The organism is Serratia sp. ME47, from assembly GCF_903970925.1.
Taxonomy (GTDB): Bacteria; Pseudomonadota; Gammaproteobacteria; order Enterobacterales; family Enterobacteriaceae; genus Serratia; species Serratia ureilytica.
This window is the reverse complement of the sequence record NZ_CAJCKE010000028.1, coordinates 35,239-57,862: the sequence shown is the minus strand read 5'-3', so window position 1 is coordinate 57,862 and position 22,624 is coordinate 35,239. Positions and strand designations below refer to the sequence as shown.

At 58.9% G+C, this 22,624-nt stretch carries 19 protein-coding genes; 11 read left to right on the top strand and 8 right to left on the bottom strand.

Going from position 1 to position 22,624, the window contains the following annotated elements; genetic code table 11:
* The first annotated feature begins 2 nt into the window (after positions 1-2).
* The 7 genes from citX to dhbA all read left to right on the top strand — a co-directional run bounded on the left by citX (position 3) and on the right by dhbA (position 7,374).
* Entirely contained in the window at positions 3-551 is a 549-nt protein-coding gene (gene citX / locus H7A77_RS21570) for a citrate lyase holo-[acyl-carrier protein] synthase (protein WP_033651845.1), read from the top strand.
* On the top strand, positions 532-1,416 hold the full coding sequence (gene citG, locus H7A77_RS21565) for a triphosphoribosyl-dephospho-CoA synthase CitG (RefSeq protein WP_182074626.1): 885 nt from the start codon (positions 532-534) through the stop codon (positions 1,414-1,416). The genes citX and citG overlap by 20 nt, the downstream gene beginning before the upstream one ends.
* A gap of 25 nt (positions 1,417-1,441) precedes the next feature.
* On the top strand, positions 1,442-2,905 hold the full coding sequence (locus H7A77_RS21560; RefSeq protein ID WP_033643712.1) for an anion permease: 1,464 nt from the start codon (positions 1,442-1,444) through the stop codon (positions 2,903-2,905).
* A gap of 146 nt (positions 2,906-3,051) precedes the next feature.
* Positions 3,052-4,281, top strand: a complete 1,230-nt coding sequence (agp, locus tag H7A77_RS21555; protein ID WP_043143150.1) for a bifunctional glucose-1-phosphatase/inositol phosphatase — start codon at positions 3,052-3,054, stop codon at positions 4,279-4,281.
* 161 nt (positions 4,282-4,442) lie between these two features.
* The gene (locus H7A77_RS21550; RefSeq protein ID WP_042785751.1) at positions 4,443-5,135 is read left to right on the top strand and encodes a 4'-phosphopantetheinyl transferase; all 693 of its coding nucleotides are present in this window, start codon (positions 4,443-4,445) and stop codon (positions 5,133-5,135) included.
* 189 nt (positions 5,136-5,324) lie between these two features.
* Complete coding sequence (locus H7A77_RS21545; protein WP_047025376.1) at positions 5,325-6,515, top strand: isochorismate synthase MenF; 1,191 nt, start codon at positions 5,325-5,327, stop codon at positions 6,513-6,515.
* A 100-nt stretch (positions 6,516-6,615) separates the two neighbouring features.
* Complete coding sequence (gene dhbA / locus H7A77_RS21540) at positions 6,616-7,374, top strand: 2,3-dihydro-2,3-dihydroxybenzoate dehydrogenase (RefSeq protein WP_039565253.1); 759 nt, start codon at positions 6,616-6,618, stop codon at positions 7,372-7,374.
* Between the two features lies 1 nt (position 7,375).
* Here dhbA and rarD read toward each other — a convergent pair whose 3' ends face one another.
* Positions 7,376-8,254, bottom strand: a complete 879-nt coding sequence (gene rarD, locus H7A77_RS21535) for an EamA family transporter RarD (RefSeq protein WP_072627347.1) — start codon at positions 8,252-8,254, stop codon at positions 7,376-7,378.
* A 139-nt stretch (positions 8,255-8,393) separates the two neighbouring features.
* Here rarD and alkB point away from each other — a divergent pair, with 139 nt between their 5' ends.
* A complete protein-coding gene (alkB, locus tag H7A77_RS21530) occupies positions 8,394-9,041 on the top strand; it encodes a DNA oxidative demethylase AlkB (protein ID WP_033643703.1) in 648 nt (215 codons plus the stop codon).
* Here alkB and H7A77_RS21525 read toward each other — a convergent pair.
* Positions 9,024-9,959 carry a LysR family transcriptional regulator gene (locus H7A77_RS21525; protein ID WP_182074625.1) on the bottom strand — a complete coding sequence of 312 codons (936 nt, stop codon included), beginning with the start codon at positions 9,957-9,959 and terminating at the stop codon, positions 9,024-9,026. The genes alkB and H7A77_RS21525 overlap by 18 nt on opposite strands.
* Positions 9,960-10,044: 85 nt before the next feature.
* On the opposite strand from H7A77_RS21525, the gene H7A77_RS21520 reads away from it, so the two are divergent.
* Positions 10,045-10,674, top strand: coding sequence for an alanyl-tRNA editing protein (locus H7A77_RS21520; RefSeq protein ID WP_182074624.1), 630 nt, complete (start codon positions 10,045-10,047; stop codon positions 10,672-10,674).
* 14 nt (positions 10,675-10,688) lie between these two features.
* On the opposite strand, the gene H7A77_RS21515 is transcribed toward H7A77_RS21520, so the two are convergent.
* Positions 10,689-10,931, bottom strand: coding sequence for a hypothetical protein (locus H7A77_RS21515; protein ID WP_016927098.1), 243 nt, complete (start codon positions 10,929-10,931; stop codon positions 10,689-10,691).
* A 320-nt stretch (positions 10,932-11,251) separates the two neighbouring features.
* On the opposite strand from H7A77_RS21515, the gene H7A77_RS21510 reads away from it, so the two are divergent.
* Complete coding sequence (locus tag H7A77_RS21510) at positions 11,252-12,007, top strand: glycosyltransferase family 2 protein (protein WP_016927099.1); 756 nt, start codon at positions 11,252-11,254, stop codon at positions 12,005-12,007.
* Positions 12,008-12,043: 36 nt separating this feature from the next.
* On the opposite strand, the gene H7A77_RS21505 is transcribed toward H7A77_RS21510, so the two are convergent.
* From H7A77_RS21505 to H7A77_RS21490, 4 genes are all read right to left on the bottom strand, one after another.
* Complete coding sequence (locus H7A77_RS21505) at positions 12,044-13,684, bottom strand: Na+/H+ antiporter (protein ID WP_182074623.1); 1,641 nt, start codon at positions 13,682-13,684, stop codon at positions 12,044-12,046.
* 194 nt (positions 13,685-13,878) lie between these two features.
* The gene (locus H7A77_RS21500; protein ID WP_182074622.1) at positions 13,879-16,218 is read right to left on the bottom strand and encodes a membrane-bound PQQ-dependent dehydrogenase, glucose/quinate/shikimate family; all 2,340 of its coding nucleotides are present in this window, start codon (positions 16,216-16,218) and stop codon (positions 13,879-13,881) included.
* 457 nt (positions 16,219-16,675) lie between these two features.
* Positions 16,676-16,849, bottom strand: coding sequence for a hypothetical protein (locus H7A77_RS21495; RefSeq protein WP_182074621.1), 174 nt, complete (start codon positions 16,847-16,849; stop codon positions 16,676-16,678).
* Between the two features lie 495 nt (positions 16,850-17,344).
* Positions 17,345-18,232 (bottom strand): helix-turn-helix domain-containing protein, encoded by an 888-nt coding sequence (locus tag H7A77_RS21490; protein WP_182074620.1) that lies wholly within the window; start codon positions 18,230-18,232, stop codon positions 17,345-17,347.
* Between the two features lie 697 nt (positions 18,233-18,929).
* Between H7A77_RS21490 and H7A77_RS21485 the strand changes: the two genes are divergently transcribed.
* A complete protein-coding gene (locus tag H7A77_RS21485) occupies positions 18,930-19,778 on the top strand; it encodes a helix-turn-helix domain-containing protein (RefSeq protein WP_223524802.1) in 849 nt (282 codons plus the stop codon).
* 717 nt (positions 19,779-20,495) lie between these two features.
* On the opposite strand, the gene H7A77_RS21480 is transcribed toward H7A77_RS21485, so the two are convergent.
* On the bottom strand, positions 20,496-22,415 hold the full coding sequence (locus H7A77_RS21480) for a sigma-54-dependent Fis family transcriptional regulator (RefSeq protein WP_182074619.1): 1,920 nt from the start codon (positions 22,413-22,415) through the stop codon (positions 20,496-20,498).
* Between the last annotated feature and the right edge of the window lie 209 nt (positions 22,416-22,624).

Below are 22,624 nucleotides of genomic sequence, written 5' to 3'. Positions count from 1 at the left end.
CGATGGCCGCCGTCGATCCTCAACTGGCCGCCGAACGTGCGGTCAGCCTGCCGGAGCTGCTCACCAGCCGCGAATGCCGTCAGGCGCGCCAGCAGGCGTGGCTGGCGCAGCACGAGTGCACGCTGCTGGTGCTGACGCTGGTGGTGCCCGGCCCGGTGAAGGACAGCGCGTTGACGCGCGGCATCTTCAACCTCGGGTGGGCGGCGCTGCTGCGGCTGTGCGCCGAACAGGGCTGGCCGAGCCCGCAGGCCGAGGCGCTGGCGCTCGCCACCGGCTGCGAAGGGTTTGTGGCGCTGCGCGCCGACGCCCAACGGGTAAAAGATTGCGCCATGCAGCTGGAGGTGAGCCGCCCGATCGGCCGGCTGTGGGATATCGACGTGCTGGATGCGCAGGGGCGAATCCTGTCGCGCCGCGACATCGGCCTGCCGGCGCGGCGCTGCCTGCTGTGCGGCCAACCGGCCAAGATCTGCGCCCGCCAGCGGCGGCATGGCAGCGAGCAGCTGCTGCAAGAAATGGAAAGGATGTTCAACGATGCGATCTCTGCCGATTAATCCACCCGCCCGCCGAGCCGAGCCGGCCTGCGACTTCGCCCGCGCCGCCTTTCGCGCGCTGTTGGTGGAGGTCAACCTCACGCCCAAACCGGGGTTGGTGGATCGCCATAACACCGGCGCCCATCGCGACATGGATCTTGGGCATTTCTACCGCAGCGCCCGAGCCATCGGCGTGTGGCTGCCGCGTTTTATCCAGCGCGGACGGGAAGACGCGGCTTTGCCGGCCGAGCGGCAGCTGGCGCGGCTGCGGCCGCTCGGCCTGGCCTGCGAAAACCAGATGTTTCGCGCCACCGGCGGCATTAACACCCATAAGGGCAGCGTGTTCTCACTCGGGTTGCTGTGCGCCGCCTTCGGCCGCCTGCAGCAGCAGGGCCGGGCCATCAGCGCCGCATCGTTATGCGCCGAAGTGGCGGCGATGTGCCGAGGGCTGGTGGACAGCGAACTGCGATGCAACAACGCCGGGCAGACCGCCGGCCAGCGCTTGTTCGCTGCGTATGGCCTCAGCGGCGCGCGCGGCGAGGCGGAATCCGGTTTTCGGTTGGTGCTTGACGGCGCGCTGCCGCTGTATCGGCAACGGCTGGCCGCCGGCGGCGGCGAACAGCGGGCGCTGCTGGACAGCCTGCTGTGGCTGATGGCCCACAACGATGACACCAACGTCGCCTCGCGCGGCGGCCTGCGCGGGCTGCGCTGGCTGCGGCGCCGGGCGGCCTTGCTGCTGGCGCAGGGCGGCTCGGCGGGGGAAGCGGGCCTGGCGCGCCTGCGGCGCTTCGATGCCGACTGCATTGCCCGCAACCTCAGCCCCGGCGGCAGCGCCGACTTGTTGATAGTGACCTGGCTGCTGGCGCAGCTGGGTGCCCAAGAATAATAACCAAGCCTTCAGGAGAGTCCCTATGTCCCAAACCCAGGAAAAGATCTGGAAAGCGATAGCGCCGCTGGCGGTGCTCGCGATCCTGTTATTGATACCGGTGCCCGACGGCATGCCGCCGCAGGCGTGGCACTATTTCGCCATCTTTGTGGCGATGATCGTCGGCATGATTCTGGAGCCGATCCCGGCCACCGCCATCAGTTTTATCGCGGTGACCGTCAGCGTGCTGAGCGCCAACTGGGTACTGTTCGGCGCGCAGGAACTGGCGGAGCCGGGCTTCAAGGCCGGTAAAGAGGCGCTGAAATGGGGGCTGGCGGGCTTCTCCAGCACCACCGTCTGGCTGGTGTTCGGCGCCTTTATCTTCGCGCTGGGCTACGAGGCCACCGGGCTGGGGCGGCGCATCGCGCTGTTCCTGGTGAAATTCATGGGCAAGCGCACGCTGACGCTGGGCTATGCGGTGGTGATCATCGATATCCTGCTGGCGCCGTTCACGCCATCCAACACCGCGCGCACCGGTGGCACGGTGTTCCCGGTGGTGAAAAACCTGCCGCCGCTGTTCGATTCCTTCCCTAACGATCCCTCTTCGCGCCGCATCGGCGGCTACCTGATGTGGATGATGGTGGTCGGCACCAGCATCAGCTCCTCGATGTTCGTCACCGGCGCCGCGCCGAACGTGCTGGGCATCGAGTTCGTCGGCAAGATAGCCGGGGTGCACATCAGCTGGATGCAGTGGTTCCTGGCATTCCTGCCGGTCGGCCTGTTGTTGCTGATCATCGCGCCGCTGATCTCCTACTACCTCTACAAGCCGGGCGTGACCCACAGCAGCGAAGTGGCCGCCTGGGCGAATACCGCGCTGGGGGAAATGGGCAAGCTGACGCGCAAGGAGTACACCCTGATCGGCCTGGTGCTGCTCAGCCTGTGCCTGTGGGTGTTCGGCGGCAAGGTGCTGGACGCCACCGCGGTGTGCCTGTTGGCGGTGTCGCTGATGCTGGCGCTGCACGTGGTGTCGTGGAAAGACATTACCAAATACTCCAGCGCCTGGAATACGCTGGTTAACCTGGCGACGCTGGTGGTGATGGCCAACGGCCTGACGCGCTCCGGCTTTATCGACTGGTTCGCCCAGACCATGAGCACCCACCTGGACGGCTTCTCGCCGAACATGACGGTGGTGGCGCTGGTGCTGGTGTTCTACTTCGCCCACTACCTGTTCGCCAGCCTGTCGGCGCACACCGCCACCATGCTGCCGGTGATCCTGGCGGTCGGCAAAGGGTTGCCGGGCGTGCCGATGGAGCAGCTGTCGATGCTGCTGGTGCTGTCGATCGGCATCATGGGCGTGCTGACGCCGTACGCCACCGGGCCGGGGGTGATTATCTACGGCTGCGGCTATGTGAAGTCGAAAGACTACTGGCGCCTGGGCGGCATTCTCGGCGTGGTGTACATCGCCGCGCTGTTGCTGATCGGTTGGCCAATCATGAGCCTGTGGTACTGAGTTGACGCACAGCGGCCGCCGCCCGGTGGCCGCTGGTACGATCTTTTCCCGTGAACCCTGTCACACACTTGTCACACTAACCCCGCCATCATACGCAGGCAAACGCTAACACCTTAAAAATAATCATTTTCCGGGAGCCTCTGCGGATGAGAAAAAAAACGTTATTGCTGTGCCTGCCTTTGTTATTCACCGGGAACGCGCTGGCGGACGCCGGCGGTTATCAATTGGAACAGGTGCTGGTGATGAGCCGCCATAACCTGCGCGCGCCGCTGGCCAACAACGGCAGCGTGTTGGCGCAGTCCACGCCGAAGGCTTGGCCGGCCTGGGAAACGCCGGGCGGCCAGCTGACCACCAAGGGCGGGGTGCTGGAAGTGTATATGGGGCACTACTTCAACGCCTGGCTGAAGCAGACCGGCCTGTTGCCGCAAGAGGGCTGCCCGACCGCCGGCAGCGTGTACGTCTACGCCAACAGCCTGCAGCGCACGGTGGCCACCGCGCAGTTCTTCAGCAATGGCGCGTTCCCCGGCTGCGACGTCAGCGTGCACCATCAGGACAAGATGGGCGAGATGGATCCGACTTTCAACCCGATCATCACCGACACCAGCGAGGCCTTCAACCAGCAGGCGCTGGCGGCGATGAACGCCGCGCTGGGATCGCTGAAGCTGGACGCCTCTTATCAGCAGTTGGCGAAGATCATCGACTACAAGGATTCCGCCGCCTGCAAGACCGACAAACACTGCGACCTGACCAAAGAAGCCAGCGTGATGAGCGCGGTGCCGGGCAAAGAGCCGGGCGTCTCCGGCCCGCTGCGGGTGGGCAACTCGCTGGTGGACGCCTTTATGCTGCAGTACTACGAAGGTTTCCCGATGAAAGAGGTGGCCTGGGGCAAAATCGCCACGCCGCACCAGTGGCAGCAGCTGGCGCAGTTGAAAGACGGCTATCAGGATTCGCTGTTCACCTCGCCGGTGGTGGCGCAGAACGTCGCCAAGCCGCTGCTGACCTACATCAACAACGCGCTGCTGGGCGAGCGTAAACCGGACGCGCCGAAGCTGACGGTGCTGGTGGGCCACGACTCCAATATCGCCTCGCTGCTGTCGGCCATGCAGTTCCAGCCGTATCAGCTGCCGCAGCAGTACGAGAAAACGCCGATCGGCGGCAAACTGGTATTCCAGCGCTGGCGCGACGCGCAGAACGACCGGGAATTGCTGAAGATCGAGTACGTCTATCAGTCCACCGAGCAGTTGCGCAAGGCGACGCCGCTGACGCTGCAAACCCCGCCGCAGCGCGTGACGCTGGCGCTGAAAGGCTGCCCGATCGATAAAGACGGCTTCTGCGCCTGGAGCGATTTCGAGAAGACCATGAAAGGCATCTTGTAATGCCCGGCCTCTCTCCCTAATGCGGGGGAGAGGCCTTTTCCCACTTCGCCCAACGCGCCTCCGCGCGGGACTTAACGCCATTTATTTTGCCCAGGGTCATTGTTGCAGGCCGTTTCGGGGGCTAACATCATCAGCCTGCCTGCTTATCATGGATACCGCCGTTGCCCACTTTTATCCGCAATATCGAATTTTTCACGCCGGACGGCTATCCGGGCCAGGTGGCGCGCTGCCAGTTTGCGCTGGCGGAGTATCGCGACGACAGTTTTCCCGAGGCGGGCTTTACGCTGCCGGACCACCTGGCGCGCGCGGTGCCGAAACGCCGTGCGGAGTATCTGGCCGGGCGTGTGCTGGCGCGGCAGCTGCTGGCGCCGCTCGGTTTCGCCGACTTCACCCTGGCGCGCGGCGAAGATCGCGCGCCGCAGTGGCCGCCGGGCATCGCCGGGGCGCTGAGCCATAATTCGCATACCGCGCTGTGCGCCGTACACCGAGAGAGCGGGCTGGGCGGCGTTGGGCTGGATGTGGAGACGCTGCTGTCCGTGGCGCGAGCGGAGGAGCTGTGGAGCGCGATCGTTTCACCGGTGGAGCGCGAGACGTTGCTGGGCGAAACGCTGCCGTTCAACGAGCTGCTGACGCTGACGTTTTCCGCCAAAGAGAGCCTGTTCAAAGCGCTGTACCCGCAGGTGCGCCGATATTTCGATTTTCTTGATGCGCGGATGGTGGCGGTGGATGCGCAGCGGCAGACGTTCGAATTGGCGCTGCTCACCACGTTGACGCCGCATTGCTGCGCCGGACGGCGTTTCGCCGGGCGGTTTTGGCGTGAAGGTGACGATGTCACGACTTTTATTTTTTGCTAAAACACAATAATAACAGTGTGTTATTTCTTGTTGTGGCGTAACGCGAATTTGCCGCGGCGTGCGGAAAGATTCATTCATCGGAGATTGACCGACGGTGGGGATCCGGTGTAATTTACCCACCCTTTACAGCTAATGATAATTATTCGCATAAACATTATCATTGGTGAGGCGCAACAAAGGAGTGGTCTTGTGGCGACACTGACGACAGAAAACCAAACCTTCTCCGGGTTTGAGTACGCCGAACAATCGACCTTTTTGTACCGGTCAGAATTCCGTTCCCTCTCCGCCCACGGCGTGTTTGAGCGTATCGAGACGCCGGCGTTCGGCGGCGAGCAGGAAGGCAGCGCGCTGGCGCAGCATATTCGCCAGGCGCTGGCGCGCGCCAAAGCCGCCGGCCAGGCGGCCCCGGTGGTGGTGGGCGCCATTCCGTTCGACACGCGCCGGCCTTCCTGCCTGTATATCCCTGAAGAAAGCCGATTCGTCGCCAACGACAGCTTTATCCGCGCCGCGCGCCCGATGCTGCAACAGCCGCATCGCCTGGTCGCCTGCACCAGTATTCCAGATGAACCGCGATTCAAACACGCGGTCGCGGAAGCGGTCAGCCGCTTTAAACAAGGCAAGCTGGACAAGGCGGTGCTGTCGCGCATCCTCGATATCGAGCTGGAACAACCGGTGGCCGGCCACCGGATCCTCAATAACCTGATGGTGCAGAACCCGACCGGTTACCACTTCTCCCTGCCGCTGGCCGATGGCAGCGTGTTGATCGGCGCCAGCCCTGAACTGCTGATCCGCAAGCAGGGCGGCGAGATCCACACCAATCCGCTGGCGGGCTCGGCGCGCCGGCAGGACGATCCGCAGCAGGATCGCCTCGGCAGCGAGCGCCTGATGCGCTCGACCAAAGACAAATACGAACACAAGCTGGTGATCGACGATATTCGTCGGCATCTGACGCCGCTGTGCGCCACCCTGAGCGTACCCAGCGGCCCGTCGCTGCTCAGCACCGGCACCATGTGGCACCTGTCCACCCGCATTCGCGGCGAGTTGCTGAATCCGGATCTCAACGTGATGCAGCTGGCCTGCCTGCTGCATCCGACGCCGGCGCTGTGCGGCTTCCCGACCGAAAGCGCCCGCCAGCTGATCGCCGCTCTGGAACCGCACGATCGCGGCTTGTTCAGCGGCATTGTCGGCTGGTGCGACGCCAACGGCGACGGCGAGTGGGCGATCGTCATCCGCAGCGGGCTGCTGCGCGGCAACCGGGTGCGGCTGTTCGCTGGCGCGGGCATCGTCGCCGCCTCGACGCCGCAGTCCGAGTGGATGGAAACCACCGCCAAACTGGGCACCATGCTCAACGCTTTCGGCCTGAACAGCGGCGCGCTGTAGGCCTCTTTGCGGCGCAGTCCGCGCCGCGTCATAGCCTTTCGCAGGAGACAACGATGAACAACAACATGACCCGGCGGTGCGCCCGGATGGCGGTGCGCGCATGAGCATTCAGATGGATTTCACCGGCAAACGCGTGTGGGTGACCGGCGCGGCGCGCGGCATCGGCGAGCAGATCGCCCGCCACTTTTTAACCCAGGGCGCCGAGGTGGTGGGGTTTGACCGAGAATTCGCCAATCCGGATCTGCCTTACCCCTGCGTGACGTTGGACATCAGCCGGCCGGAGCAGGTGGAGGCGGTGTGCCGCCAACAGCTGGCGGAGAACCCGCGACTGGACGTGTTGGTCAACGCCGCCGGCATTCTGCGCATGGGCAATACCGAAGATCTGAGCGTGGATGACTGGCACCAGTGCATCAACGTCAACGCCTCGGGGGCGTTTTACCTGTTCCGCGCCGTGCTGCCGCACTTCAAGGCGCAGCGCAGCGGGGCGATCGTCAGCATCGGCTCCAACGCCGCGCACGTGCCGCGCGCGCAGATGGCGGCCTACTGCGCCTCCAAGGCGGCGCTGACCAGCCTGAACCACTGCGTGGGGTTGGAGATGGCGCCGTTCGGCGTGCGGTGCAATCTGGTGTCGCCGGGCTCGACCGACACGCCGATGCAGCGCGGCATGTGGCAGACCGACGATGCGCAGCAACGCACCATTGCCGGCTTCCCCGAGATGTTCAAGCTGGGGATCCCGCTGGGTAAAATCGCGCGTCCGGACGAAATCGCCAACGCGGTGCTGTTCCTAGCCTCGGATTTGGCCAGCCACATCACCATGCAGGACATCGTGATCGACGGCGGCGCCACGCTGGCCGCCTGAGTCAGACCCGCTGGCGGCGCAGCAGGTGCTGCGCGCCTTCCGCCGCCAGCAGCAGCACCGCCAGCCAGATCGCCAGATAGGTTGGCCATTCGCTTTGGCTGATGCTCTCGCCGAGCAGCAGCGCGACAAGCACCAGCAGCACCGGTTCCACATAGCTCAGCAGGCCGAACAGGCTGAACGGCAGCATGCGGCTGGCGAGGATGTAACACACCAGTGCCACGGCGCTGATGACGCCGAGCAGCGGAATGCGCCAATACAGCTCGGCATTGATCTGCAGCGCCGCCGCGCCGCCGTCGCCGAAGGCGAACCAGGCCGCCGCCGGCAGCATCAGCGTCAGCTCGCACCACAGGCCGCCGAGATTGTCGGTGCCGAAACGCCGCCGCAAAATAAAGTAGAGCGGATACCCCAGCGCTACCACCAGCGTCGGCCACGATACGCCGCCCGCCTGATACAGCTCATTGCCCACCCCCGCCACGGCGCACGCCACCGCCAGTTTTTGCAGCAGCGACAGCCGATCGCGGTAGATCAAACGGCCCGCCAGCACCATGGTCAGCGGCAGCAGAAAATAGCCGAGCGACACGTCGAGCGCCTTGCCGTGCAGCGGCGCCCACAGGAACAGCCACAGCTGCACCCCCAGCAGCGCCGAGGTGAGCAGCAGGCCCAGCAGACGCGGCGGCCGTTGGCCTATCCCGACCAGCGTGTCGCTCACCTTGCGCCAATCGCCAGACAGCGCCATGAACAGCGTCAGGAACGGCAGCGTCAGCAGCGTGCGCCAGCCGTAGACCTGTTCGCCGTTCAGCGGGGTGAGGGTAGAGGTGAAGTAATACATCGCGCCGAACAAGATGGAGGCGACGACCGAAAGAGTGATGCCCTTAATCACACGCATTCCTGGTGAGTGATTGATTTTATGGCGGCTACTGTAGAGAAATTTGCCGCCAACGACAATGGCGTAGCCGGGCGCTGGACAATCGGCGGCGGCGGGTTACAATGGATACTGTGTATTCATACAGGTTTTGGCGATGACAATCGATCTTTTTGAAGACGCGCTGCCGCCGCCGTGGCGTGAAGAGATCGCCCCCGGCGCGGTGGTGATGCACGGCTTTGTGCGCGATCACGGGCCGGCACTGCTGGCGGCGGTGCAGGGCGTGGTGGCGCAGGTGCCCTGGCAGCATTTGACCACCCCCGGCGGGCACGTGATGTCGGTGGCGATGAGCTGGTGCGGCAACGGCTGGACCAGCGACAGCCGCGGCTACCGTTACTCGGAACGCGACGCGCGCAGCGGCAAACGCTGGCCGCCGATCCCGCCTATTCTGATGGCGTTGGCGGACGAAGCCGCGCAGCAGGCGGGCTTTGGCCCCTTCGTACCGGATTCCTGTTTGATGAACCGTTACGATCCGGGCAGCAAGCTGTCGCTGCATCAGGATAAAGACGAGCACGACTTCGGCGCGCCGATCGTCTCGGTGTCGCTCGGGTTGCCGGCGGTATTTCAGTTCGGCGGGCTGCAACGCAGCGACCGGGCACGGCGCATCCCGCTGGCGCACGGCGACGTGGTGGTGTGGGGCGGCCCGTCGCGGCTCTGTTTCCACGGCATCCTGCCGGTCAAGGAAGGCTACCACTCGCTGGTGGGGCCGCACCGCATCAACATCACGCTACGCAAGGCGCTTTAGCTGCGGCTCCTGCGCCAGGCAGGCGACGAGATAGTCGATAAACACCCGCAGTTTGGGCGGCAGATACTGGTTAGGTGCGTAAAGCAACCACAGGCCGCCGTGATAGCTGCTGAGGAAATCCCATTCCGGCAGTACCTGCACGATCTCGCCCTCGTCGAGCGCCTGGCGGGCGGTAAAGTACGGCAGGCTGCCGATGCCGATATGCCGTTTCACCGCGTCCAGCCGCACGCCGGTGTGGTTGGCGGCGTAGCGGCCGCGCACGTTGACCGTCACCGTTTTGCCGCTGCGGCGGAACTTCCATTGCGCGTCGCTCGGCGTTTCTCCCAGATAGATGCAGCTGTGCGCCGCCAGATCGTGCGGGTGCTGCGGCGCGCCGTGCTGCGCCAGATAGTGCGGCGTGGCGCACAGCAGGTGGTCTATTCGCATCAGCTGACGGCCGATCAAGCCCGGCGACGGGCGATCGGTAATGCGCAGCGCCAGATCGACGCGGTCGTCGATCAGATCCATATAACGATCTTCCAGCCGCAGCCTCACGTCCACCTTCGGGTAGCGGCGCAGGAACGCCGGCATGTGCGGATGCAGCACGAAACGGCCTACCGCCTTGGGCACGCTGACGCTGACCAGCCCTTCGGGCTCCGCGGCGCCGCGCCCGCCGATCGCCATCACCGCGTCGGCCGCCGCCAGCAGGGTGCGGCAGTGCGCAAACGCCTCTTCGCCGCTTTCACTCAGCCGCAGTTTACGGGTGGTGCGGTGCAGCAGCTGCAGCGCCAGCGGCTGTTCGAGCTTCGCCACGCTGCGGCTGACGGCGGAAGGTGAAGCGCCCAGTTTGCGGGCGGCGGCGGAAAAGCTGCCGCTCTCCACGACCTGGACGAAAACGGCCATTTCGGCCAACAGCGTGTAAGAAAGATTTGTGCTCATGACGCAAAGGTCCATTGTGATGGCGGCGGATTATGCTCCGATTATGACATGAATATAATGGCTCTTCGAACCGAGGAGAAAAATGATGACCGAACGACGTTATTACTACAGCGACGATTTACAGGGCCAGGCGCAGGTGTTGAGCTGTGCGCCGGCCGAGGCGGGCGCTTACGCCGTGGAGCTGGACGCCACGCTGTTCCACCCGCAGGGCGGCGGCCAGCCGTCCGATGTGGGGTCGTTAGGCGGCGTCACCGTGCTGCGGGTGCAGCAGCAGGGGGATACCGTGGTGCACTTTACCGCCGCGCCGCTGCCGAACGGGCCGGTTACGATGCAAATCGATGAAGCGCAGCGCCGGCTGCACGCCCGCTGGCACTCCGCTGGGCATCTGATCGGTTGGTTGGGCGAAACCCGGGGCTGGCGGCCGGTCAAGGCGCATCATTGGCCGGGTGAAGGGCGCATCACGTTCACGCCGGGGCCGGATGCGCAGACGATAGAAGCGGATTTTTTGCAGGCGGAGCTGGCGCGCTTGATCGCCGCCGATCTGCCGCGCCGCCAGCAGGCGGTGGACGGTTTGCGCCAGGTCGGTTTCGGCGAGTTGCCCGCCTACGGCTGTGGCGGCACCCATGTCGCCGCGCTGGGCGAGGTGGGCGCGATCGCGATTACCGGCCTAAAGATGAAGAAAGGGCAGTTGAACGTGCAATATGAGCTGGGTTGAATGAGGGGGGCGGCTCAGCGCCCGGCCTGCCGCAGCTGGGTGCAGAACGCGCATTGGCATCCCGCTACCGGCACCGCCGCGCAACTGCCGATGCTCACCGGCTGGGCGTCCATGGCGTGAAAGCCGTAAAACAGATTTTCGATGTTCTGTTCCGCCGCCCGCGCCTGCTCCGGGCGCGGTTCGGGCACTTTCGACTGAAACGCTGCGGCCTTGCCGGCCAGCAGGCTGAGAAACAACAGCGACAGCTGGATTTTCATCGTCGTCTTCCCTTTACTTGTTTTTTGATACGTTATAACAAAACCAAGGCGCAGCCAAGCGCCGCGCTCGCGCTCGGCGCCCGCCAGCGCGTGAGCCGGTGCGGTGAACGCCCGCGTTTAATCCGCCTTTCTATTTGATTTCATTGAAATTGATGAAATAGTCAGATGCCATCATCCAGGGCATGACAGGGCAGCCAATATTCTAAATACTTAATCGAAGAGGCGCTCTGGGCAGGAGAAGCGCTTTGGGATCGCGCTTTTGCACGGCGCGCCCGCCGTTTTGGCATGGACTGCATTTTTTCAGTGTCGTGGAATGTAAAATGGATTTTTGTAACCGGATTTCCGTGTGTTTATTGACGTTTAATTCATCGCGCCTGCTGCGTGACGTGTTGCAACCTGTGGCGGCGTTCGCCGATGAAATCATCGTGGTGGATTCGGGCAGTACTGACGGCACGTTGGCCATTTGCGACGACTTCAATATCAAGCCTCTTTATCACCCGTTTGAAACCCATGGCCGGCAAATGAATTACGCCATATCCTGCGCGCGGCATGACTGGGTTTTGTGCCTGGACAGCGATGAGATCATGGATGATGAAGCGGTCGACGCGATGCGGCTTTTCAAGCGCACCCCAGGCCCTGACAAAAACAACGCCTATCGCATTCGTCGCGATTGGTTTGTGTTGGGACAGGCGGTCAGAACGCTTTATCCCGTCTCGTCACCGGATTACCCCATTCGCTTTTTTCATCGCCAGGTGGTGAAGTTCAATGATGCGCCGGTAGATGATGCGGCGGAAGGGGGCGCATCCACCTTGATACTGGCCGGGCACGTTAAACACGACACTTTTTTCTCAATCGAGGAAGTGTTTGCCAAGCTGAACAGCTATACGGCGCGCGTGGTGAAATACAAGGCGATAAGGCCATCGATTCTCCGAGGGGTGATTAGCGCCATCGGCGCATTTTTCAAGTGGTACATTTTCAGCGGCGCCTGGAAAGCGGGCCGGGTCGGGGCCGTGACCGGCGTCTACGCGGTGTCCTACAGCTTTTTGAAGTATTTCAAGGCGTGGTACCACAGATAGCGAAGGCGGGGGGCGAAACCGCCTTCATCTCCTCGTTTAAACGCTGTCTTCAGCGATCAGCACCTCAGTAATATCAATGCGATGCAGCAGCTTTCTCTGTTTCTCATGGCTGATTTTCTTCATGCGGCGCAGCCGGTACAGCTCTTCTCTTTCCGCGTGCAACGAGGCTAAGTACAGCTGCTTTTCCAGCCGCTTCAGCGCCACGATATTCTTAACGTCTTCTTTAGTCAGAATTTTACGTTGCAGTACGTCCAGCATCCGCCGCGTCGTTTCTTCAATCAGTTCCGGCGTGGCGTCGTCCGGCGGGGCGACGAGCAGCTTTTCCTTGGTTTCGTTGACGGCCTTGGTCGCCGCGCTCGCCAAGGCTTCTGAAACGGAGAAAGCCTCTTCCTGATCTTCTTCCGGCGGCAGATTGCCGCGCAACAGGAAGGGCAGCGTGACGATGCCGACGACGATCGACAGCAAGATGACTCCCGAGGCGATAAACACCAGCTGATACCGCCCCGGGAATGGCGAGCCATCCAATAGAAACAGCGGAATTGACAGCACGCCCGCCAGGGTCACCGCCCCTCGCACCCCGGCAAAGGCGGCGACGGACAGATCGCGCGTGCTGAATTTCGAAAATAACAGCGGATCTTTGCGCATCAGGGTCGCGCTGCCGACCTTCATCAGCCACAGCCAAATCAAACGCACGGCGATCAAACTAAAATAGATGATCACCACGTAAGCCAGCAGCGTCTCCAGGCTGATGGAATGATCGATACCGGTTTGCGCCACGGTGAAGTTCAAGATGCCCGGCAGCTGTAGCCCAAGCAGAATAAACACCATGCCGTTAAACACGAACTCGAGCATTTCCCAAATATTATTGGTGCGTAAACGCACCAGCGGCATGCTGCGATTCACTTTGGATTGGCCAATCATCATGCCGGCGCTAACGGCGGCCAGGATGCCGGATACGCCGATTCTTTCCGCAATCAGATAGCAGGAAAAGGGCAGTAACAGCGAGAAAATAATCTGGGTGGCGGAATCGTTATACATCCATTTATGGATGAACTTAACCATTTGATTATAGAGAAAGACAATAATGATGCCGCACAGCACCCCGCCAATCGATACCTGAAGAAAGGTCAGAAAGGCGCTCTCCAGGGTAAACGCCATCGCGCCGAGCGCGACAGCGATGGAGAAGTTGAGGGAAACCAACCCGGAGGCGTCGTTCATCAGCGCCTCCCCTTCAATTACGCTCATCACGGGTTTGGGCATGCGTCCTTTACCGACGATGCCGGACAGCGCCACGGCGTCCGTTGGCGACAGAACGGCGGCCAGGGCAAATGCGGCGGCGAGGGGGATTGACGGGAGCAGGAAGTGAATCAGATAACCCACCCCGACGACCGTGATGATCACCAGCACCAGGGCCAGACAAAGGATTTCTCTGCCGTAATGGATGAACTCTTGCGCCGGCGTTTTCCAACCGTCGGCGAACAGCAGCGGGGGAATAAACAGCATCAAGAAAAGCTCGGGATTGAAGTCGATATGCAACCCAAACTGCGGCCAGGCCAACACGGCGCCAACGATGATTTGCATCAGCGGAAGCGGGATTTGGAAGGGCAATATGCGCGTCACGACGCCGGACAACGAGACGGTGAGCAATAAGATCAATATGGTGAAGAATGTTTCCATCGTGAACCTTTTGTGGATTTAATTTTTCTCGCCGTTATCAAACGGTTTTTCTGCATGCCGCCCCTCAGGCGGGCTCGTCGGGCAAGGCTGAACAGCGGCCACGGCGGCCGCTGTCGATAAAGAAAGCGCACTTGAGCAAGGCCGGTCTTCGCCCCGCTTACCTGTGTGATGGCGCAGGCAAACGGGGCAAAGGGTTAAGGCAGCGCAAACGCCATCACGTAATCGCCGGTTTCTGACGAATGCGCGGCGCCGCCGACCACAATAACAATGTATTGCTTGCCGGTTTTAGGCGAAACGTAGCTCATCGGCGTCGCGCTCGCGCCGACCGGCAGCGCATATTTCCAGACTTCTTTGCCGGTGCTGCTGTTGTAGGCGCGCAGATAATAGTCCTGGAAGCCGGCGAAGAAGACCAGGCCGCCGGCGGTCGTCATGGTGCCCGCGTAGGTGGGCATGCCAACCGGCATCGGCAGGTGCGATCTGATGCCCAGCGGCCCCATTTTTTCGGCGGTGCCGGCCGGTATCTGCCAGGCGATCTTTTTGTTTTTGTAATCGACGGCGGTGATCGTGCCGTAAGGGGGTTGGTTGCAAGGCACTTCGAGCGGCGACATCCACATCAACGTGATCATGCCGTATGGCGTGCCGATCATGGGAGAAGGCCCGTGGCCATCGATCACTTTTTGCGGGTACTGCTTCGCGACGCGTTCATAGCTGTCGCGCGCCACTAACCAAAACACATTCGGGATGCGCACATCGTTCATGTAAGCCATATGGTTTACAGGATCAATCGACATGCTCCCCCAGTTGAGTCCGCCTAAATTGCCGGGCTGCTCGAGCGTTGGGCGGGTGCCGATCGGGGTCATGTCGCCCTGGTAATTCATCTGTTTGAACAGGATGCGGCAGGCCATCTGGTCAAACAGGGTGGTGCCCCACATTTTTTCTTCGGTCAGGCGCTCGGCGCCAATGGTCGGCATGCCGACGGAGAACGGCTGGGTTGGCGAGAGGCGCTCTTCCTCTGCGGCGCCTTGCGTCGGCACGGCTTTCTCTTCAACCTGCGCCAGCGGTTTGCCGGTCTCCCGGTTCAGGTAGAAAATCTGCCCGCGTTTGGTGCCGAGCAAAAGGGCGGGCACCGGGCGATGTTGCTCATCAAAACCGTCTACCAGCGCGGGTTGGGACGCGAGGTCATAATCCCAAATGTCGTGATGCGTGGTTTGGAATTTCCAGCGCTCACGGCCTGTTTCAATATCAATGGCGACCAGGGCAGAGTTGTACGCATCCGAATTTTCCGGGCGATTCATGCCGTAATAGTCGGGCGTTGCATTGCCAAGCGGCGCATACAACAAGCCTAATTTGTCGTCATAGGCGGCGGTGGTCCACATATTCGGCGTGCCGCGCGTATAGGTGCTTCCGGCCGGCGGAGCCTTGGTTATGCCCGGATTGCCTAAGTCCCACGCCCAGTCCAACTCGCCGGTTTTGGCGTCGAACGCCCTGATGACGCCGGAAGGCTCGCCTTTCATTACGTTATCGATAACCCAGCCGCCGACGATAATCTTCCCTCTGGCGATGGTCGGCGCCGAGGTTTGGAAGTAATAACCCGGTTTGACTTCCCCCATATGCTGGCCGAGATTCACCTCACCGTTTTGACCGAAGGCGGGGCATTTCTGGCCCGTTTGGGCATCCAGCGCAATGAGGCGGGCATCGATCGTGGTGTGAACGATCGTTTTCTCGCACAGAGCGCCTGGCGCAACCTCCTCATTTTTGTAGTAGCCAAGCCCGCGGCAGCGTTGCCAAACGGGGGAGGTGGAATGCGAGTCAAATTTCCAGCGCGCTTTACCCGTATCGGCATCGATAGCGGTGATAAGGCCGTTGGGCGTGCAGCTATACACCACATCATCAATCGCGAGCGGGGTGTTTTGGTCCACGCCCGGCCGGAAATCGCCGGTGCGATACACCCAGGCGAGTTTCAGATCTTTGACGGTTGAACGGTTCACCTGATTGAACGGCGCGTAGCGCGTTCCTTCCGTCGTGCGGCCATAGGCGCTCCAATCGGCAGGCGCGTTGTCGCTTTTGCTCTCGATAAACGTCACGTCGCCAGCAGGGGTAATTTCGCCATGGGGAAAGAAGGCGCCGATAAAGAAAGCGACAAAGGCCACGGATAATGCCGAACCGGCGATGTAAGCCTGCTTTCGACTCTTGGCGCCGTGCAGGTACGAGGGAAGTAAAAACGCGGCGATAATAGAGAGGCCGGCGGGCACCAGCAGGCGAGGGAACAAGGCCCAGTAGTTAAGCCCCGATTCCCAAAGCGCCCACAGCACCGTCATCAAAAACAGCAGGCCGGTTAAGTAACATGCCGATTTGCTGCGCTTGAGGACCAGCACTGCGGCAGCGATGTAGCCTATCCCGGTAATGGCATAGTAGAACGATCCGCCGAGGGCGATCAGCCAAACTCCCCCCACGGTTAACGCGACGCCAGAAAAAACCAGCAAGCAAAAGAACGTGATTATTGCGGCTCTCTTACCAAACGATGTTCTAATCATATGTTTTCCTTTGACTTTTAAATCCACATTGGATCACCATCCCATCGCTGCCAACGCCTGAAAATGCCGGCGCGAAAGGCAAGGCATGTCCCGCCTTGAGACTTTTTATTCTTTAACGCTTTAGGGGCATTGAGTTGTCGTTTTGATATCCATTTCAACAGTGGCCATTGCGGCTTGGATCAGTCGCCAGACCAAGATAAGGGGTTTTTATTGGGCGATGACAGAACGCGCGCGATAAAAATAACCATCAGCATTTTTATTTAATACCGGGTTGTAACCGTCTCGCAGAGATACGGTTTTGGGTGCGCTGGGCAATCCGATATTTTATTGCAGTGATAAGCGCATTGAATGAAAGAGCCTCTCTGGACTAATTATTTAGAGTGATGATGAATGCGAAATTGCTTTTAATCACGAGGTTGCGTAGAGGTTTACCCTGCGTTGAGTTCAGGGTGAAACATCATTCTTTATCAAGCCGGTGTCGATAGAAACGGCGAAAAAAATGATTTAATGCCATTCTTTCCCCATCGACATAGACAATATAACCTTTCCCGCGTTCGCCGACGGTGACTTTTTCAACATTAATATTAGGATAGTGTTTTTTTAGGTTTTTAGACCATACTTGAATACTCATAATTCTATTTTCCTGACGCGCTTTATTCTTGTTTAAGGCATATTGATAGCACCCGTAAAAATAAGTCTCGTAGAAATAAAATATCGTCACTACCTGGGGATGTCTACAAGCGTGCGGGCGGGATAAAGCGAAAAATGCCGGTTGCGCTCAGGCGGGGTATTTAGCGCAAATAGAATAAAAACAATAAGTTATCCAATCGGCCGCACAAAAAGCAAATGTGGGTAACACATTGATATTTAAGGTTTTGGTACGTAAGTCATATCGAAGTCAACGCTTAACGGATAAGCGGTGATTCCTTGTGGGGGCGAGAAGAACTCATCTTGGCGCGATCTTCATGGCGATATTGACGTGTTTTCCAATTAGATAAGTCTTAAAGTTGGCGCTTTGCAGCGAGTGGGTAATGAGTGGTTTTGAGCCTAAATTCATCATAACTCTTTATTGTTTAATATAAATCATTACCCTTTTTAATAAATAGCAACGCCGATAGTGACAGGGTTACCGCGCTGGCCCTGGCGCTACCTCTTTCTCTCTGTGCTTGATAGGGAAGACAATGGGGATATAGGTCTTCATCTCTATTCTATCGCCGCCTTTGGGGGTGATAATTTCAATGAGAAAGCGATCGATCATGCCAACTTTATTTATCGGGAATGATTTGGTGTAGATACTTTGCGTGAATTTTTGCGCCTCATCGCTTGCGCCGTCATAACTGAACTCTGCATAAAGTTGCATGTCTTTTTTTCCCTGGGCGCCGGCCAGAGAGGCAAGCACGCTGCCAAGACAGTCTTCTTCAGAAATATAGAGGGTCTTCAAATAGATGCTGACGTAATTCTCTTTCTTGATGCTCGCGCCAAAATTGAAAAAGTTAATCACGCCGCTATCCGTTTTTTTCATGTTATCAATTGCCGCCAATCGCAGCGCGGAAACCGCAGGATGGAAGTGATCTATCTCTGCATCAACGCCATCCCCTGAATCGTCGAAAAATTTTGGCAGGTGCACATAGCGATGCTCGGGAATGCCGTCGAGAAACAGCAATGGGATGGCTGAGGACACGTCCCACGATTTACTTTTGCGATACTGCATCGGCGAGGTTCTGAATTGCTTGCGAAACGCCCGTTCAAAGGATTGATATGACTGAAAGTTCAGCGCTTTAACGATATCGGAAATAGAGAGGTTCGTCGCTTTCAACATAAATGCGGCGCGAATGAGTTTTCTGCCCCTCACATAGCTCCCGAAAGTCATCCCTGTTTCATCTTTAAACGCTTTTTGGATATGCCCGCGTGAATATCCGCTTTTTTCTGACAGCATCTCAACGGTGAGCTTCTCATTGAACCCACTTTCTTCCACCCAGGCGAGCAGCTCCTCAATGACTTTGGTTATAAACATGCAGGAGCTCCCTTTTAGTTATCTGCCTAATGGTTGCGTTGGGTAAAATAACGCGTTATCGGTATTCAGCGATAAGCCCCCAATTTATCCGTTCTTTTAGGAAATATCCTGAGTATAGAACGCTTGCAATATTAACGCGGTAAATTAAAAAAAATGTACTTAAAAGTGTCATTTACCAAATAGCAGCGTATGGCGAAGAAGGAGAAAGTGCAGGGATACATTTTAAGTGTATTAATTTATTGATTTTTATGAGTTTGCATGAATGAATCAAGGTAGTGGGAGCACATTTTTTGCTCATTGATAGATAAAAACTCTATATGGCTGTCAATTTATTGACAGTAACATCTTTTCGAATCGAAATAATTAACTATTCTATGTTTAAGAGTGGGTGGTTAAGCGGCAAATAGGCCAGGCAGGGGATTGCGCAATTAAATAATGGTTAATCCAAGGGGGTATCAAGGATAATGACATTCAGGGAGGAGTATGAGGGGGGTATTTTCACGAAAAATAGCATTTGCTATTTATCTTCTGGCTGTGGCCTGCGTTTTTTGAGGCAGAATAAACGCTGAGCGTTTTTCTGTCTTGGCGTCCGTGGTTTATCAGCGTTTTTCCACACGACTTCTTTGTGAATCTCATCTTGTGCGAGAGGTGAATCGGCATCTTTCGCCCTGGAACTGATTTCAGTGCAACGTGATGCGTGGATATATTTGAACGGATATGGGAATGCCATTCTTCGAAAGAAAGCAAGCCGGACAGCTTTTGGTTCCGCAAGAAGAGAGATGCATTCAATAATAAAAATAGCAAGATGACAGGCTTTACTATGGATTGTTCTAACAAGTTCAGACGCAATATTTTAGATGAGATAATCGCTATCATTGAAAAAGCCATTGATACACAAAGCCATGTATCAATAAGGGCGCTATCCATTAAGTCAGGGTATTCCATCGGGCATTTACAGCGGATGTTCTATTTGTATGAAGGGATGAAGATAGGGACTTATATCAGAAAGCGCAGACTAAGCCGCGCGACGTTATTGCTGAAATGTACCGATATGAAGATCTATGAAATCGCGTTGCTCTCCGGATTTAGTTCTCAGCAATCATTTAGCCGTGCGTTTTCAAATCAATTCGGTTGCCCGCCGAGAACATTCAGAACCCTGCGCGATTGGCCTTTTCTCAATTATCAACCGATTATTGGCTTCGATAAAGAGCCTTTCCCTAGCAGCATCGTGTACTTGAATTTGCATGAGTATTACGAGAATAAAAGGATCGTGCAACTGCTTTCGCCGGTAATCAGCCGGGGGCAGATGAAGGTAAACGTAAAGAATCCAATAACCTGTAGCCTGTACAACGCATCGGCAAAGTACATTGCGATCAGACGCAATGAAAAAAAGATGAGCGAAAACGAGTTCATCCTATCGCTCTATGAGGGGGTGTTGGCTTCCCTGGATATCTTCATCACGCAAAGCGTAATCTTTAAAATTCACGATCACTGCCCAGGTGAAAAGGAAAACGTCAGCATGTGGTATTTCATCCCGATAAAATGAGCTCTGTTTATCGCGCGCGGCAGCAGGTTGCCTGATCACAACGGAAAGCTTGGGTAATGCCATCGATATTTTGATGGCGCCCTCCCGTCAACGCCCCATAAGCCTGTTGCCGCCAACGGAACGGTTGGTGAAGAAGAAAAAAAACCGACCGCGAGGGTCGGTAAGCATGGGGTATTCAATAGGTATGACAACACTACAATTAAATAATAGCGCGCGTTGAGGTTTTGTCTTTACCGAAAAGTGTTATCTCACGGAACAATGGACTCGGCATGCGCGCATCCTCTTTGGCAATAAGACGTGAGGCCTGCGACGCGCAGGCATCATGAAATGAAGATAAAAAAAGCCGGCGATTAACGCCGGCCAATGAAACATCGACAATCTCTCTGAGATGCACGGCCCTACACGGGAAATAAGGCCATGCAGTTGCTATGTAATCCTACCTGGCGCGCTTTTTTTTACCAAAAAACGATATTTTTGGCAGGGAAGCGGGGAAATAAAAAAGCCGGTCGTGACGACCGGCGAATGCGAAAATAACAGGGTAACGTTAATTGAAAGTGCACATAAAATGATAGCGAATTAATCCTAGCACTGACATCGGCGGTATATTTTACCTAAAAATGTCTTTGCGGCATTGGCATTACCGCCCGGCTCCGACGGCGGTATGAGTTTGTGCGCAGAGGAAAAAGGGCGGCCGATGCTGCGCCCTCCGAAACCAGGCTAAGATCCCAGCGGCCAAACCGCCTCGCGCACGGCGATCGCTTTGGGCAACAGCCCCAGGGCGTAGAAGCGGTCGGCGATGCTTTGCTGCTGGCGGATCACCTGCAAATCCATGGCGCGGATCTCGTGGCTGCGGCGCGACAGCGCGAGTTCCAGCGAGGCGCTCGCCAGCCCCAGTTCGTCGGAAAGGTGACGAGCGGCTTCTCTCGGCTGCGCGGCAATGTAGCGGCCGGTGTGCTGCAATGCTTGCATCAGCGGCTGCAACAGATCGCCCGAGCGCTCGGCGAACTCGCGGCGCGCCAGATAGAATTGCTGATTGAGCACCCGTTGGGTGCCGTCGGCGATCACGCGCAGTTCCCCGCTGCGCTGCGCGTCGCTGAGCAGCGGATCCCACATCATCCAGGCGTCCACCGCCTGCAGGTCGGTCGCCGACAGCGGATACTTCGGCGGCGCATAGACGATGCGCACATCGTTCAACGTCAGTCCCTGTTCGTCCAACATCTGCAGCAATAAATAGTGCACGTTGGAGCCTTTGTTGAGCGCGATGCGTTTGCCGCGCAGCTCGGCGGCGCTGCGTATCGGGCTGTCTTGCGGCACCACCATCGCCACGCTTTGCGGCGCCGGCGGCTCAAACCCGACATACACCAGCGCGTTGCCCTGCGCCTGGGCGAAGATCGGCGGCACTTCGCCGGTGGTGCCGAAGTCTATTTCATCGCCGTCGAGCGCGTGCAGCAGCTGCGGCCCGGCGGGAAACTCGCTCCACAGTACGCTGATGCGCTGTGCGGCGAAGTGCTGTTCCAGGCTTTGCCGCGCCTTGAGCACGCCGAGGTTGCCAAATTTTTGATAGCCGATGCGCAGTTCGCGTTCGGGCAGCGGCGCTGCGCTGATGGCCGGCGAATGCGCGGGCGCGCCGACGCTGCGGCGGCGCGGTTTGATCAGACCAAGATGCGCCAAATGGGTGCGCAGGGTATTGCGGCTGACGCCGAGCAAGGCCGCCGCCTGCAGCTGGTTGCCGCCGCTGCGTTCGAAGGCGTTGCGCACCAGCGCATCCAGCACCCGTTGGTAGAGCTGGGTACCGTCGCCTTGCAACTGCTGCTGCACGAAGCGATCGATGGCGTCGTCACCGCCGCCGCCGTGATCCGTCAGGCGTTGCGTGAGCCGCAGTTGCTGCGGGGCGATCGGCCCCTCCTGGCTCAGCAAGACCGCATTATGCAGCGTGTTCTCCAGCTCGCGCACGTTGCCGGGCCAGGGGTAGTCCAGCAGCGCCTGCTGCGCCTCCACCGTCAACTGCAGCGGCGGTCGTCCCAGCCGGCGGGCGTACAGCGCAAGAAAGTGTCTGGTCAGCGCCGGAATGTCCTCCGGCCGCTGGCGCAACGGGGGTAAGGTCACCGCCGCGACGTTCAGCCGGTAATAGAGATCTTCGCGGAAGCGTCGTTGGCGGATTGCGCCGGCCAGATCGACGTGGGTGGCGGCGATGACCCGCACATCGATCTTCAGCGGTTTGCGCGAACCGACGCGGGTGATTTCTCGTTCCTGCAACACGCGCAGCAGCTTGACCTGCAGCGACAGGTTGAGTTCGCCGATCTCGTCCAGCAGCAGGGTGCCGCCTTCCGCTGCTTCGAACCAGCCTTGATGGGTGCCGACGGCGCCGGTGAAGGCGCCTTTCTCATGGCCGAACAATTCGGCTTCCGCCAGGCTTTCCGTCAGCGCGCCGCAGTTGACCGCCAAAAAAGGGCGATGGCGGCGCGCGCTGTGGTGGTGCAGATAGCGCGCCACCACCTCTTTGCCGGTGCCGGTTTCGCCGACGATCAGTACGGTGGCATCGGTGGGGGCCAGCCGGTCGAGCACGCTTTGCAGAGCGAGCGACGCCGGATCGAACAGCACCGGTTTGTCGGCGGCGAACGGTTGGGGATCGTACATGGGCGTCTCCTGGCTGACGGCGAAGGGGGAAAAAAATCTTATCCCAGCCCATGAGCGGCCGCGAGAGGGTAAAAGGCGCATGGTGCTGCATTGGCAACAGCTTTTCGCCGCCGCCTGCTGCCAATGCAGCAGCGCTCGGGCGGTAATGTCTTTTCAACGCATTGATATGTATTGCTTTTTAAAATCCGCCACTGTGGCATGCATCCTGC